Source organism: Stenotrophomonas geniculata, from assembly GCF_034508895.1.
GTDB classification, from domain to species: Bacteria; Pseudomonadota; Gammaproteobacteria; order Xanthomonadales; family Xanthomonadaceae; genus Stenotrophomonas; species Stenotrophomonas geniculata.
In genome coordinates this window covers 158,650-171,642 of sequence record NZ_CP140571.1, presented here as the reverse complement: position 1 = coordinate 171,642, position 12,993 = coordinate 158,650, and the positions used below count along the sequence as shown (strand labels likewise).

The following is a 12,993-nucleotide window of genomic DNA, read 5'->3' as shown; positions in this document are numbered from 1 at the left end:
ATCGTGACAGAACGATTGGACCGGGAGCGGGATGATTATTCCCCTTAATCAGGACTAATCAAGTAAAGGTTTGAGGTCTATCGTGGCGCCATTCGTTATTTGGAGCCCGTCCGCCATGAGCCTGCGCAACATTCTTGCCCGTCTCCGGAACGCCGGCCAGAGCAGCCTGGACCTGGCAATGACCGTTGAAGTCCGCCCGAGTTCCTTGGTACACAAGGACTTTCGTGAGTTTACCGCGCCGATGCGTCAGCAGCGTGGCGGTGCCGTCCGCCTGGTCCCGCACAAGGGCGACCGGCTGCGTCGAATCGGGACTATCCCGGATTTGGGAGGAAATGTCCCGTGAATGGGATGCTGACGCCCGAAGTCCTGGTCCTCGGCGGCACCGGTGCCGTCGGCCAGGGCGTGGTTGGCGCATTGCTGGAAGCCGGCAGCCCGGTGCTGGTGGTCGGTCGCGATCCGGGCCGGCTGGCGGCGCTGCATGAGCAGTTCGCCGACGAGCCGGGCCTGGAGACGCTGCTGGGTTCGCTCAGCGATGACGGCTCGGCGCGCGCACTGGCCGAACGCATCGCGCATCGCCCGCGTCCGCTGGCCGCCGTGATCGCCGCAATGGGTGGTCCTTACCGTCGCGGCCGGGTGACCGACCGCAATGGCGATGAACTGCTGGGCGCGATGCAGGCCGACCTCATGCCGCACGTGCACGCGGTGCGTCATCTGCTGCCGCTGCTGCAGGACAACGTGCATGCGCGCCGCTACGTGATGATCGGCAGCCCGGCCAACGCCAAGCCATGGGCGGGCTACGGCGAGACCTCGATCACTACTGCCGCGCTGCGCATGTACGCGCAGGTGGTGCACCAGGAAGCGCAGGCGCTGGGCGTGCGTGCGCAGATGCTGGAAGTCTGCAGCCCGGTGTGTACGCCTGCCAACGCGGCCAATGCCTGCATCGAGTGGCCCAGCTCGCTGCTGGTCGGCCGCCGCGTGGTCTCCCTGCTTGATGGCTGCCGCGACAACCGCGCCATCGTCCGCTGCGACAGCAGTGATGCCGAATTGCCGCGCGGCCTGCTGCACCTGGACGTTCCTCCCCTCTGGCGCGATACCGCGGGCGTCGCTTGACCTCGACCATGGTTGAGGTCGCAGGATACGCCGCCTGTTTTTTGCAACACGTTCTCATCTAGCTGTACCACCCCTCCGTACGGATGCATGCCATGACTTCCCCCAATTCCACTCCACATCGTTTCGGCCATCGCATTGCGATGGTCGGCGTGTCGATCCTCGCCGCCGCCGTGCTTGCGGCCTGCAGCGGCGGCCACGCCGAAGAAGCCGGTGCGCCGCCGCCGCCGCAGGTCAGCGCTGCACCGGTGCTGGTCAAGCAGGTCAGCCAGTGGGACGAGTTCAGCGGCCGCGTCGAAGCGGTACAGAGCGTTGAACTGCGCCCGCGCGTGTCCGGCTACATCGACAAGGTCAACTATGTCGAAGGCCAGGAAGTGAAGAAGGGCGAAGTGCTCTTCACCATCGACGCGCGCAGCTACCAGGCCGAGTACGATCGCGCCGCTGCCGAACTCGCCCGCGCCCGCACCCAGGCCACGCTGGCCCGCAGCGAATCCGAGCGTGCCAAGCGGCTGTCCGAGCAGCAGGCGATCTCCACCGAGACCGCCGAGCAGCGTCGCGCTGCAGCCGACCAGTCCGGTGCCGCCGTGCAGGCGGCGCAGGCTGCGCTGGATGCGGCCCGCCTCAACCTAGAGTTCACCAAGGTGCGCGCACCGATCGACGGCCGTGCCGGCCGCGCGATGGTCACCGCCGGCAACCTGGTCACCGCCGGCGACAGCGCCAGCGTGCTGACCACGCTGGTCTCGCTGGACACCGTGTTCGTCTACTTCGATGCTGACGAAAGCACCTTCCTGCGCTACGCCCAGATGGCACGCAAGGGCGAACGCCCGAGCGAGCGTGACAGCGATCTGCCGGTGAAGGTCGGCCTGTCCGGCGAAGAGGGCTACCCGCATTCGGGCAAGGTCGACTTCCTCGACAACCAGGTCGCCCGCAGCACCGGCACCATCCGCGTCCGCGCGCTGCTGGACAACGCCGATCGCCAGTTCACGCCAGGCCTGTTCGCCCGCGTGCAGCTGCTCGGCAGCGGCCAGTTCCAGGCCCTGCTGATCGACGAGAAGGCTGTTCTGACCGACCAGGATCGCAAGTACGTGTACGTGGTCGACAAGGATGGCAAGGCCCAGCGCCGTGACATCCAGCTCGGCCGCACCGCCGATGGCCTGCGCATTGTCGAGCACGGCCTGGCCGCCGGCGACAAGGTGATCATCGACGGCGTGCAGAAGGTCTTCATGCCGGGCATGCCGGTGCAGGCCAAGGCGGTGGCGATGCAGCCGCAGGCCGCGCCGCCGGCACCGGGCCGCGATGCGACTGCCGCACTGAACCACTGATCCGCGTCCCCGCTTAGCTGCCGGCGCCAGCGGCAGCCGTTCCTGCCTTCGTCAAAGTGACGAGGGGCAGGCCGGCTGTTGCCCGCCGAACGCCTTTCCCAGGAATTCCTCCATGGACTTTTCCCGTTTCTTCATCGACAGGCCGATCTTCGCGGCGGTGCTGTCGATCGTGATCTTCGCCGCAGGCCTGATCACGATTCCGATCCTGCCGATCAGCGAGTACCCGGAAGTGGTGCCGCCGTCGGTGGTCGTGCGCACGGTGTATCCGGGCGCCAACCCCAAGGTCATTGCCGAGACCGTCGCCACGCCGCTTGAAGAGGCCATCAACGGCGTCGAAGGCATGATGTACCTGAAGTCGGTGGCCGGCTCGGACGGCGTGCTGCAGATGACCGTCACCTTCCGCCCGGGCACCGACCCGGACGCGGCGGCGGTGAAGGTGCAGAACCGCGTGGCGCAGGCGCAGGCGCGTCTGCCTGAAGACGTGCGCCGCCAGGGCGTGACCACGCAGAAGCAGTCGCCGACCTTCCTGATGGTGGTGCACCTGACCTCGCCGCAAGGCAAGTACGACACCCTGTACCTGCGCAACTACGCACGCCTGCACGTCAAGGATGCGCTGGCGCGTATTCCGGGCGTGGGTGACGCGCAGATCTTCGGTGGCGGCGACTACGCCATGCGCGCCTGGCTGGACCCGGACAAGGTGGCCTCGCGCGGCCTGACTGCCAGTGACGTGGTGCGCGCCATGCGCGAGCAGAACGTGCAGGTCTCGGCCGGCCAGCTCGGTGCCGAACCGCTGCCGAACAGCCAGTTCCTGACCCTGATCAATGCCCAGGGCCGCCTGAAGACCGAAAAGGAATTCGGCGACATCGTGCTCAAGAGCGGTGTGGACGGTGAGATCGTACGCCTGGCCGATGTGGCCCGCCTGGAACTGGGTGCCGGTGACTACACCCTGCGCTCGCAGCTGGATGGCAAGAACGCCGTCGGTATCGGTATCTTCCAGTCGCCGGGTGCGAATGCACTGGAGATCCGTGACCAGGTCATCTCGACGATGGACGAGATGCAGAAGGCCATGCCGGCCGATGTGAAGTACGAAGCGGTGTATGACACCACCATCTTCGTGCGCGACTCGATCAAGGCCGTGGTCTCCACGTTGCTGGAAGCCATCGCGCTGGTGGTGCTGGTGGTGATCCTGTTCCTGCAGACCTGGCGTGCCTCGATCATCCCGTTGATCGCGGTGCCGGTGTCGGTGGTCGGTACCTTCGCCGCGCTGTACCTGCTGGGCTTCTCGATCAACACGCTGAGCCTGTTCGGCCTGGTACTGGCGATCGGCATCGTGGTCGACGACGCGATCGTGGTGGTGGAAAACGTCGAACGCAACATCGAGGAAGGGCTGTCGCCCACCGCGGCGGCCCACCAGGCCATGCGCGAGGTCTCCGGCCCGATCGTGGCGATCGCGCTGGTGCTGTGTGCCGTGTTCGTGCCGATGGCCTTCCTGTCCGGTGTCACCGGCCAGTTCTACAAGCAGTTCGCGGTCACCATCGCCATTTCCACGGTGATCTCGGCGATCAACTCGCTGACCCTGTCGCCGGCCCTGGCCGCGCGCCTGCTGAAGGCCCACGGTGCCCCGAAGGACGGCCCGAGCCGTCTGATCGACCGCCTGTTCGGCTGGGTGTTCCGCCCGTTCAACCGCTTCTTCAAGTCCAGCTCGGAGAAGTACGAGCGTGGCGTGGCCCGCATCCTCGGCCGCCGCGGCGCGGTGTTCGTGGTCTACGCGATCCTGCTGGTCGGTACCGGCGTGATCTTCAAGCTGGTGCCGCCGGGCTTCATCCCGACCCAGGACAAGCTGTACCTGATCGCGGGTGTGAAGCTGCCGGAAGGCTCGTCGATCGCGCGTACCGATGAAATGCTGCGCAAGGTCGCCAAGATCGCCCAGGAAACCGATGGCGTCGCCCACACCATCTCGTTCCCGGGTCTGAACGCGCTGCAGTTCACCAATACGCCGAACACCGGTGTGGCGTTCATTCCGCTCAAACCGTTCGCCGAGCGCCATGGTCGTACCGCCGCGCAGATCAACGCCGAGATCAACCAGAAGATCGCTGGCCTGCAGGAGGGCTTTGCCTTCGCGATGATGCCGCCGCCGATTCTCGGCCTGGGCAACGGCAACGGCTACCAGATGTTCATCGAGGACCGTGGCAACCTGGGTTACGGCGCGCTGCAGAATGCCGTGCAGGCGATGCAGGGTACCGTTGCGCAGACGCCGGGCATGGCCTTCCCGATTTCCAGCTACCAGGCCAATGTGCCGCAGCTGGATGCCGAGGTCGACCGCGTCAAGGCCAAGGCACAGGGCGTGCAGCTCACCGAACTGTTCGACACCCTGCAGACCTACCTCGGCTCGGCCTACGTCAACGACTTCAACCAGTTCGGCCGTACCTGGCAGGTGATCGCCCAGGCCGACGGTCCGTACCGCGAGACGGTCGAGGACATCGGCAAGCTGCGCACCCGCAACGACCGCGGCGAGATGGTGCCGATCGGTTCGATGGTCACCATCAAGCAGACCTTCGGCCCGGACCCGGTGCTGCGCTTCAATGGCTATCCGGCGGCTGACCTGGCCGGTGAAGCCGACCCGCGCCTGCTGTCCTCCGCCGAGGCGATGAACAAGCTGACCGAGATCGCCGGCAAGGTGCTGCCGGTAGGCATGACCACCGAATGGACCGACCTGAGCTATCAGCAGGCGACCCAGGGCAAGGCGGCCTTCATTGTCTTCCCGGTGGCGATCATGCTGGCCTTCCTGGTGCTGGCTGCGCTGTACGAGAGCTGGTCGCTGCCGCTGGCGGTGATCCTGATCGTGCCGATGACCCTGCTGTCCGCGCTGTTCGGCGTGTGGTTGACCGGTGGTGACAACAACGTGTTCGTGCAGGTTGGCCTGGTGGTGCTGATGGGCCTGGCGTGCAAGAACGCGATCCTGATCGTCGAGTTCGCCAGAGAGCTGGAAATGGGCGGCAAGGGCATCGTTGAATCGGCACTGGAAGCCTGCCGCCTGCGTCTGCGCCCGATCGTGATGACCTCCATCGCCTTCATTGCCGGCACCGTGCCGCTGGTGCTGTCGCATGGTGCAGGTGCCGAGGTGCGCTCGGTGACTGGTATCACCGTGTTCGCCGGCATGCTGGGCGTGACCCTGTTCGGCCTGTTCCTGACCCCGGTGTTCTACGTGGCCCTGCGCAAGTTCGTCACCCGCAACGGTGGTGGCCAGCTGGTGCAGCACGGCGAGCCGACCATCCACCACTGACATGGAACCCCGTCGCCGCCGGTCACTGGCCGGCGGCGGCTTCCCCCTCACAAGGCAAGAATCCATGAACACCCATCAGAACAAGATCGCGCTGGTCACCGGCGCAACCCGCGGCATCGGCCTGGAAACCGTGCGCCAGCTGGCGCAGGCCGGCGTGCACACGCTGCTGGCCGGGCGCAAGCGCGAGACCGCCGTCGAACTGGCACTGAAGCTGCAGGCCGAGGGCCTGCCGGTGGAAGCCATCCAGCTGGACGTGACCGATGCAGCCAGCATCGCCGAAGCGGTCGAACAGGTACGCCAGCGCCATGGGCGCCTCGACATCCTGGTCAACAACGCCGGCATCATGATCGAAAACCCGGCGCAGGCGCCGTCGGAGCAGTCGCTGGATACCTGGAAGCGCACCTTCGACACCAACGTGTATGCACTGGTGGCGGTCACCCAGGCGTTCCTGCCGCTGGTCAAGCAGGCCAAGTCCGGGCGTATCGTCAACGTGTCGAGCATGCTCGGCTCGCAGACCCTGCACGCCGACCCGGCGTCGGGCATCTACGATTTCAAGGTGCCGGCCTACAACGCCTCCAAGGCAGCGGTGAACAGCTGGACCCTGAGCCTGGCCTACGAACTGCGCAACACCCCGATCAAGGTCAACACCGTGCATCCGGGTTACGTGAAGACCGACATGAACGGCGGCAACGGCGAAATCGAAATCAGCGAAGGCGCACGTTCCAGCGTGGAAATGGCGTTGATCGGTGAATCCGGCGCCAGCGGCAGCTTCACCTACCTGGGCGAGGTGCTGCCATGGTGATCCGCACGTTGGCGATGGCCGTCTCCAGCCTGGTGCTGGCAGGCTGTGTCAGCGTCGGCCCCAACTACAAGGCGCCGGTACAGGAGCCTGTGGTGCTGCAGGGTGCGCAGCAGCCGGTGTTCAGCACCACCTCGCCGGTGGCCAGCTGGTGGGCGCAGTTCGATGATCCGGTGCTGGAACAGCTGGTGCATGGCGCACTGTCGGACAACCTGGATCTTCGCGTGGCCGTGGCCCGCGTCAGCCAGGCCCGCGCGGTGTTCGTCGAAAGCCGTTTCGACCAGGCCCCGCACATCACCGCAGGCGGCAGCTACGACCGCCGCAAGCAACCCGATCCGCAGCTGGGTGGGCAGCGGGTGTTCAGTGAAAGCTACCAGCTCGGCTTCGACGCCGGCTGGGAGCTGGATCTGTTCGGCCGCAAGCGCCGTGCTGCAGAAGCCGCGCGCGCCGACCTCGACGCCGAGCAGGCCAACCTGGCCGATGCGCAGGTGCTGGTCGCCGCCGAAGTGGCGCGCAACTACTTCGAGCTGCGCGGTACGCAGAAGCGCATCGCCGTGGCCCAGCACACGCTGGTCAACCTGCGCGATACGCAGAAGCTGACCGAGGCGCGCTGGGAGCTGGGCGCCGGCAGTGAGCTGGACGTGCAGAGCAGCCGTGCACGGCTGAAGGCGATCGAGGCCGACATTCCGCTTCTGGAAGTGGCCGAGACGCAGTCGCGTAACCGGCTGGCGGTGCTGCTGGGCCAGCGCCCGGAAACGCTGACCGCCATGCTGGCACCACATGACGTGCCGGCATTCGCCAAGGCACTGCCGCTGGGCGATACCCGCGAGCTGCTGCGCCAACGCGCCGACGTGCGCGTGGCCGAGCGTCGCCTGGCCGCTGCTACCGCACGCGTGGGCGTGGCTACTGCGGACCTGTTCCCGCGGCTGTCGCTGTCCGGTTTCGTCGGCTTCCTCGGCGGCGATGCAAGTGGCCTGGTCAATGGCAACAACAAGGCCTGGTCGCTGACCCCGTCGCTGAGCTGGGCAGCATTCGACTTCGGCACCGTGCGTGCACGCCTGCGTGCCAGCAAGGCTGAAGCCGAGGGTGTGGCTGCGCAGTATGAGCAGGCCGTGCTATTGGCACTGGAAGACACCGAGAACGCGCTGACCCGCTATTCCAAGCAGCAGGCGCGGCTGGCGATCGTGGTCGAGCAGGCGCAGGCGGCACGCCGCGCTGAGTCGCTGGCGCAGATCCGCTACCGCGAGGGCTCGGAGGACTTCCTGACCCTGCTGGATGCGCAGCGCACGCAGCTGGCGGCCGATGATGCGTTGGCGGCCGCCGAGTCCGAGGTCAACGTCAGCGTGGTGGGCGTGTACAAGGCGCTGGGGGGGTGGGGTCAATCACCGCAGCCGCCGAGTGTGGCGCAGGTGCAGTAACCGCAGGGGACGGAAGCAGTGGCTTCCGTCCCTTTCTTTTTTCAGGGCCAGTGATTGGCAGGCACCTCGCGCTCGCGCATGCGCACGATGCAGAAGCGATGGCCGGTCGGTGCTTCCATTACCCACCAGCGTTTGACGAAGCCGATCCGGCGCGCGCCGAGTTTTTCCAGTCGATCTGCCTCGGCATCGATGTCGTCGCTCTCGATGTCCAGGTGCACCCGCGATGGGTGAGCGACCCGCTGTACTTCCACGTTCAGGCCTGCGGGCGCGCCCTGCAGGTCGGCGTACTCGGCGCCATCTTCGGCATACGATGGCTGCGCCTGCAGGCCGAGTGCGGCCGCCCAGAAGCGTGCGCCTTCGTCAGCGGGCGTGTCCTGGCAGTCGATGATGAATCCGGCCAGACGGCTCTGGTGCGCCATGACGTCCTCCGCAGATTGGGAATGGAGGAAGGGTAGCGCGTCGCGTGCTGTGGACGTTGTCACAGTCATGACGTTTCTGACTCTGCCAGAACCGGGGCCTGCGGTGTAACTAGTGGGGCAGAGTCCAGGAGGGAAGGCGATGAGCGATGACAAACGCGATACCCAGCGCATGCTGTTTGGTGATCCGGGACCGCCTGGCGCAGGGCTGTCGATGGCGGTCGTAGTGCTGATGGTATTGGCGACGATGGCCGCTGCCATCGGTTTCCTGCGGCTGCCCGATCCGATGCTGGGGCTCGGGCTGATCGGCGTTGCCGTGTTCCTTGCCGTCGGCGCCCGCATCTGCCAGGCGCGCAACCAGCACCAGGCGTTGTACCGGCTGTTGTCGCGGCAGCCGCCGCCGTAGCCACGGCTGCCGCAGAGAATCAGTGCTTCGGCCAGTCCAGCTCGACCACCAACGGGAAGTGGTCCGACGGCAGCACGCCATCGATGCGACGATCATCGGTAAGGAAGCTGCGCGCATGGAAGCCGCGCACCAGCACCCAGTCCAGCTGCACGGTGGCCTTGCCGGTGAAGTCGTGGAAGGTCAGGCGCGGACCCTGCGGAGCCTTCACCTGGGTACGGGTGTCCTGCAGGAGGCGGGTGAACGCCTTGTAGGTGTCACCGCCTGGCTCGCTGTTGAAGTCACCGGTTAACACCACCGGCAGGTCGGCGGGCAGGGCTTCCAGGCGCTTGCTGATCAGCTCGGCACCCTTCACCCGGCGAGGTTCGTCCTCGTTGCGGTAGGGCAGGTGGGTATTCATGAAGTAGAAGCGACGGCCGTCGTCCAGGCGCCGGAACAGGGCCCAGGTGACCATGCGCGGGTACAGGTTGCCCCAGGTGATGCTGCCGGGAACATCGGGCGTATCGGACAACCAGAAGTTGCCGGATTCCTCGATGGCCAGCACTTTGCTGTCGTAGAACACGCCCATGTGTTCATCGCCGCTGCCACCGCGGCGGCCTTCACCGAACCAGCGGTAGCCGGGCAGGTGCCCTGACAGGTAGTCGGCCTGTTCCTTCACCAGCTCCTGCGTGCCGATCACCGCCGGATGCGCGTCGAGGATCACCTTGACCATGGCATCGCGACGGTCGGGCCAGCGCTTGCCCGGTTCGGTATCGGCCGGAGTGCGGACATTGAACGACATTACTTTCAGCGGCGCCGGTGCAGCAGCCCAGGCGACGGCAGGCAGAGCAAGCGCCAGCAGCGCAGACAGCGCAGGGCGACGGAAACGCGACAACATCGTGGAATCCCTCCATTCCATGAAAACGGTTTCACGAAGCATGCCACGGAAGGCGAGGGCAGCGGTATGCCGGGATGGGCGGCTGGGAGATGCCGGGCGGGCGGTGAAGGCGCCGCCCGGCGCATCGCGCGGGCGCGATCAGGGGTCGTAGATCATCCCGTTTTCGTCGCGGTTGTAATGGCCGGTGACTTCGCGGGTGCCGTCGTCGTAGATCACGTACGACGTGCAGCGCTGGTGGAATACGTTGCCAGCGATGCGGAAGGGCACGCATTCCTCCTGGACCTCGACGACTTCGGCCGCCATCGTGGTGCCGACCGGAGCCAGTGCGGCCACGGCCAGCACGGCGGCAAACGCACATGCCGGAAAACCTTGATGCAGTCTCATCCTTACGTTCCTTGTCGATGGGGGGCTTACATCAGATAGGGATTGCCGTACTCGTCGATCCAGTACTCGCTGAGGAAGATCTCACCGTCCACGTCGGGCATGGTCACGATGCAATGCTGGTGGAAGCGATAACGCTCCACTTCAAACGGTTCGCAGCGGGTTATGCTGCCGGGCGGGGTCGGCACCCCCGCGCTCGCCGTGCCGGACGACAACATTCCAGCGAACGTCACAATCAGTGCCGCCATCGAAGCCAGTTGCAGTTTCATAAGCATCATCCTTGCTTTCTGCAATCGCGCACATGCGCATGGCGTGTGTAACACGCGAACCAGGCCGCCGGAAGTGTCTCGCCCGGATCAGTCCTCGATCTCGCCGCGCCGACTGGCAGCGCGTACCGCCTGCGCGGTGGTTGCCACTCCCAGACGCTGGCGCGCGCGACGCAGGTGATTTTCCACTGTACGAGCGGAAAGCCCCAGCGTGGCCGCGATCTCCGCCTGGCGACGGCCGGCGGCGACCCAGCGCAGCACCTCGCGTTCGCGCGTGCTCAACGTCCGTCCGGAAAGTTCGCTGGGTGTCTCTGCAAGCCGGCGTGCGGCACGGAATGCTGCAGCTGCAGCAGCATCCAGCAGCAGCCGCGCGCTGGCCGATGCATCGATCGCTGTCCCGGCAAAACTGATCGCGCCTTCCAGGCCGGTGGTGCCGAACACCGGCACCTGCAGGCCGTGCAGGCCTTCACCACGAGGCTGCTTCACCACCTGATAGCGTTCGCCGCGAACGCCCTGGCGCTTGCTCCAGAAGAACGGCGCGTCACTGTCCAGCACGTGGCGATTGACCGGACAGGCGTGCAGGTAGCGCGCGAGGTCGGTACTGCTGCCGTCGCCGAACCAGTCGCCCTCGATCCAGTACACGCGCTGGGTACCGCGCTCCAACCCCGTGCCGGTGGCGAACACCAGCACGCGATCGTAGCCGAGTGGTGCAGAGATGCTGCGCAGTACCGCGCCCACCGAACTCAGTGAGCGAGCGCGTTCCAGTTCCAGCAACGCCTGCACCAGATCGCCCATCCCGATCAGCGCCCGGCCAGTGCGTCGAGCAGCGTGCGCGCGGCCAGCTTGCCCAGCGCATTGCCGGCCAGCGGGCTGTCACCGGTCAGCAGCAGGCGGTCCTGCAGCACGCTGCCATCGATGCCGTCATTGACGATCTGCACGCCCTGCTGCGCCAGGCGTTCACCGAAGAACCACGGCAGCTGCCCGGGCATGTAGCCGATCTCCGGCGTCTGCCGGTCCATCGCATCGGGGAAGGCACAGATGCGGTAGCCGCGGAACAACGAACCACCGTCGGCCTCGTCGACGCCTGCGGCCAGCAACGCGGCCGGGCCGTGGCAGAGGGTGATGATGTGGCGTTGCTCGGCCATCGCCCAGTGCAGGGCTGCCTTTACCGCGCGACTCTGCGGCAGTCCGATAAGGGCGCCATGGCCACCGGGAATGAACACGGCTGCATAATCCGATGCGGCATCGAGGCCTGCCACCACCTCAGCCAACGGCAGTGGCTGGCGGAAGCGGGCTTCGTAGCGGTCGTACAGTCCGCCGATCTCCTTGTCCTCGCGCGGGAACGCCCACCACTCGAACTTTGCGGCGTTGCCGGACAGCGTGGCCACATCGATGTCGAAGCCGGCCTTGTCCAGGTGGTACATCGGCAGCAGGGTTTCCACCGGATGGTTGCCGGTGGAGAACAGGTGGCCGTTGGCAGTAGGCAGATAGCGTTCGTCCGCAGCGATCATCAGCACCTTCCAGCGGCCATCACGGCGCGCGTCGGGATAGTCGGCACCGGACAGGTCGCTCTTCGCCGACGTGAACTGTGACAGCGAGTACGGAGACGGGAAGAAGGCGTCGCGCTCGGCCGGGTCGGGGCTGGGATGGCGGCTGGGCTCTTGCGTGTTCATGCGGACCTCCAGTGGGGTAGTGGAGCCAGCATAGAAGGGCTGATGCGTACGTGCGATGAGGGTTTTCCCCTCATTCGCGCGACGCTGCCATCTGTTGGCGCCAGGCATTCGGGCTCATGCCGAAAGCACGGCGGAACGCACGGCTGAATGCTGGTTCGGAGAGATACCCGACGTCTCCGGCGATCTGCGAAACCCGCCGGTTTCCGCTGCGCAGCAGCTCCGCGGCCAGCTGCAATCGCGATCCAGCGAGATAACGCATCGGTGACATGCCGGTGGCCAGGCTGAACCGCTGCGCGAAGTTCGAGCGGGACTGATTCAGGCTTGCCGCCAGAGACTCGACCGTCCATGCCTGTGCGGGGTGTGCCTGCATCAACGCCAGTGCCCGCCCGATCAATGGGTCCGCCAGTGCGTGCAGACGCTGGCAGTTGTGAGGGCTGGAGGTTCCCAGCCAGTAGCGCAGCGTCCAGACAAACAACAGGTCGAGCAGGCGTGACAGCATCAGCCCACTACCCAGCGTGGGCCGGGCCGCTTCAACCTGGATTGCGCCCAGGGTTACCGCCACCCAATCGGCTGAGCTGGCGGGAAATCCGTTCGGCATCCGGTCAACCCCGGGAACATGCAGCCAGCCGGGCAGGGCATCAAGCAGCAGCTGGCTGCCTCGGCCATCAAATCCAAAGGACGCCGTGGTCAGATGGGCAGGTTGCGAGGCGTCGCCGGCGCAGTCGATGCGATGTGTCCGGCCATGCGGCATCAACAGCAGCTCGCCGGTCTGCAGGGGCACCACCGCGGCATCCGCATGCAGGCGTGCCGTGCCCTGTTCGATGAAATGGAAGCAGCCGCGCCCCTCGGCAATGATGCGGGCCCCACCGGGCTGCACGACGTGGCGGGTGATGTCGCCGCCGTGCATGCGCGAGGACTGGAAGATCGCAAACAAGGCGTCGGAGCCGGCCTGAAGCGATTCGGTGGTGTGGAGCCTTGGCATGGTTTTCAGGAGTCCGTGCATCGCCGCTGGCAGGGGCGATCCGTAGTCTGGTCGGGTGGCTTCAGG

At 66.1% G+C, this 12,993-nt stretch carries 14 protein-coding genes; 7 read left to right on the top strand and 7 right to left on the bottom strand.

Annotated elements, in window-relative coordinates; translation table 11 throughout:
* The first annotated feature begins 115 nt into the window (after positions 1-115).
* From RI032_RS00790 to RI032_RS00765, 6 genes are all read left to right on the top strand, one after another.
* Positions 116-343: a hypothetical protein gene (locus tag RI032_RS00790; RefSeq protein ID WP_217015644.1), complete on the top strand. Its 228-nt coding sequence runs from the start codon at positions 116-118 to the stop codon at positions 341-343.
* A complete protein-coding gene (locus RI032_RS00785) occupies positions 340-1,110 on the top strand; it encodes an SDR family NAD(P)-dependent oxidoreductase (protein WP_049400332.1) in 771 nt (256 codons plus the stop codon). The genes RI032_RS00790 and RI032_RS00785 overlap by 4 nt, the downstream gene beginning before the upstream one ends.
* 92 nt (positions 1,111-1,202) lie before the next feature.
* Complete coding sequence (locus RI032_RS00780; protein WP_032128263.1) at positions 1,203-2,429, top strand: efflux RND transporter periplasmic adaptor subunit; 1,227 nt, start codon at positions 1,203-1,205, stop codon at positions 2,427-2,429.
* Positions 2,430-2,541: 112 nt separating this feature from the next.
* Positions 2,542-5,712, top strand: a complete 3,171-nt coding sequence (locus RI032_RS00775) for an efflux RND transporter permease subunit (protein WP_054171484.1) — start codon at positions 2,542-2,544, stop codon at positions 5,710-5,712.
* Between the two features lie 64 nt (positions 5,713-5,776).
* Positions 5,777-6,514 carry an SDR family oxidoreductase gene (locus tag RI032_RS00770; RefSeq protein ID WP_043399260.1) on the top strand — a complete coding sequence of 246 codons (738 nt, stop codon included), beginning with the start codon at positions 5,777-5,779 and terminating at the stop codon, positions 6,512-6,514.
* Complete coding sequence (locus RI032_RS00765; RefSeq protein WP_049411599.1) at positions 6,508-7,929, top strand: efflux transporter outer membrane subunit; 1,422 nt, start codon at positions 6,508-6,510, stop codon at positions 7,927-7,929. Before RI032_RS00770 ends, RI032_RS00765 begins: the two co-directional genes overlap by 7 nt.
* Before the next feature lie 41 nt (positions 7,930-7,970).
* Here RI032_RS00765 and RI032_RS00760 read toward each other — a convergent pair whose 3' ends face one another.
* Positions 7,971-8,348 carry a VOC family protein gene (locus RI032_RS00760; protein ID WP_054171485.1) on the bottom strand — a complete coding sequence of 126 codons (378 nt, stop codon included), beginning with the start codon at positions 8,346-8,348 and terminating at the stop codon, positions 7,971-7,973.
* Positions 8,349-8,487: 139 nt separating this feature from the next.
* On the opposite strand from RI032_RS00760, the gene RI032_RS00755 reads away from it, so the two are divergent.
* Positions 8,488-8,751 carry a hypothetical protein gene (locus tag RI032_RS00755; protein ID WP_322547707.1) on the top strand — a complete coding sequence of 88 codons (264 nt, stop codon included), beginning with the start codon at positions 8,488-8,490 and terminating at the stop codon, positions 8,749-8,751.
* A gap of 19 nt (positions 8,752-8,770) precedes the next feature.
* On the opposite strand, the gene RI032_RS00750 is transcribed toward RI032_RS00755, so the two are convergent.
* The 6 genes from RI032_RS00750 to RI032_RS00725 form a co-directional block, all read right to left on the bottom strand.
* The gene (locus RI032_RS00750; RefSeq protein WP_049434920.1) at positions 8,771-9,625 is read right to left on the bottom strand and encodes an endonuclease/exonuclease/phosphatase family protein; all 855 of its coding nucleotides are present in this window, start codon (positions 9,623-9,625) and stop codon (positions 8,771-8,773) included.
* Positions 9,626-9,763: 138 nt separating this feature from the next.
* Positions 9,764-10,009 carry a hypothetical protein gene (locus tag RI032_RS00745; protein WP_010484419.1) on the bottom strand — a complete coding sequence of 82 codons (246 nt, stop codon included), beginning with the start codon at positions 10,007-10,009 and terminating at the stop codon, positions 9,764-9,766.
* 26 nt (positions 10,010-10,035) lie between these two features.
* Positions 10,036-10,275: a hypothetical protein gene (locus RI032_RS00740; RefSeq protein WP_322547706.1), complete on the bottom strand. Its 240-nt coding sequence runs from the start codon at positions 10,273-10,275 to the stop codon at positions 10,036-10,038.
* 87 nt (positions 10,276-10,362) lie between these two features.
* The gene (locus tag RI032_RS00735; RefSeq protein ID WP_010484423.1) at positions 10,363-11,067 is read right to left on the bottom strand and encodes a PA1136 family autoinducer-binding transcriptional regulator; all 705 of its coding nucleotides are present in this window, start codon (positions 11,065-11,067) and stop codon (positions 10,363-10,365) included.
* 5 nt (positions 11,068-11,072) lie between these two features.
* Positions 11,073-11,945, bottom strand: a complete 873-nt coding sequence (gene hchA, locus RI032_RS00730; protein WP_010484425.1) for a glyoxalase III HchA — start codon at positions 11,943-11,945, stop codon at positions 11,073-11,075.
* Between the two features lie 70 nt (positions 11,946-12,015).
* Entirely contained in the window at positions 12,016-12,948 is a 933-nt protein-coding gene (locus tag RI032_RS00725) for an AraC family transcriptional regulator (RefSeq protein WP_322547705.1), read from the bottom strand.
* Positions 12,949-12,993: the final 45 nt, after the last annotated feature.

Bases quoted from the DNA above. Each gene is read 5' to 3' on its own strand.
- RI032_RS00765 (WP_049411599.1), top strand. From the start codon at position 6,508: ATGGTGATCCGCACGTTGGCGATGGCCGTCTCCAGCCTGGTGCTGGCA.
- RI032_RS00780 (WP_032128263.1), top strand. From the start codon at position 1,203: ATGACTTCCCCCAATTCCACTCCACATCGTTTCGGCCATCGCATTGCG.
- RI032_RS00770 (WP_043399260.1), top strand. From the start codon at position 5,777: ATGAACACCCATCAGAACAAGATCGCGCTGGTCACCGGCGCAACCCGC.
- RI032_RS00775 (WP_054171484.1), top strand. From the start codon at position 2,542: ATGGACTTTTCCCGTTTCTTCATCGACAGGCCGATCTTCGCGGCGGTG.
- hchA (WP_010484425.1), bottom strand. From the start codon at position 11,945: ATGAACACGCAAGAGCCCAGCCGCCATCCCAGCCCCGACCCGGCCGAG.
- RI032_RS00790 (WP_217015644.1), top strand. From the start codon at position 116: ATGAGCCTGCGCAACATTCTTGCCCGTCTCCGGAACGCCGGCCAGAGC.
- RI032_RS00760 (WP_054171485.1), bottom strand. From the start codon at position 8,348: ATGGCGCACCAGAGCCGTCTGGCCGGATTCATCATCGACTGCCAGGAC.
- RI032_RS00750 (WP_049434920.1), bottom strand. From the start codon at position 9,625: ATGTTGTCGCGTTTCCGTCGCCCTGCGCTGTCTGCGCTGCTGGCGCTT.
- RI032_RS00740 (WP_322547706.1), bottom strand. From the start codon at position 10,275: ATGAAACTGCAACTGGCTTCGATGGCGGCACTGATTGTGACGTTCGCT.
- RI032_RS00735 (WP_010484423.1), bottom strand. From the start codon at position 11,067: ATGGGCGATCTGGTGCAGGCGTTGCTGGAACTGGAACGCGCTCGCTCA.
- RI032_RS00725 (WP_322547705.1), bottom strand. From the start codon at position 12,948: ATGCACGGACTCCTGAAAACCATGCCAAGGCTCCACACCACCGAATCG.
- RI032_RS00745 (WP_010484419.1), bottom strand. From the start codon at position 10,009: ATGAGACTGCATCAAGGTTTTCCGGCATGTGCGTTTGCCGCCGTGCTG.
- RI032_RS00755 (WP_322547707.1), top strand. From the start codon at position 8,488: ATGAGCGATGACAAACGCGATACCCAGCGCATGCTGTTTGGTGATCCG.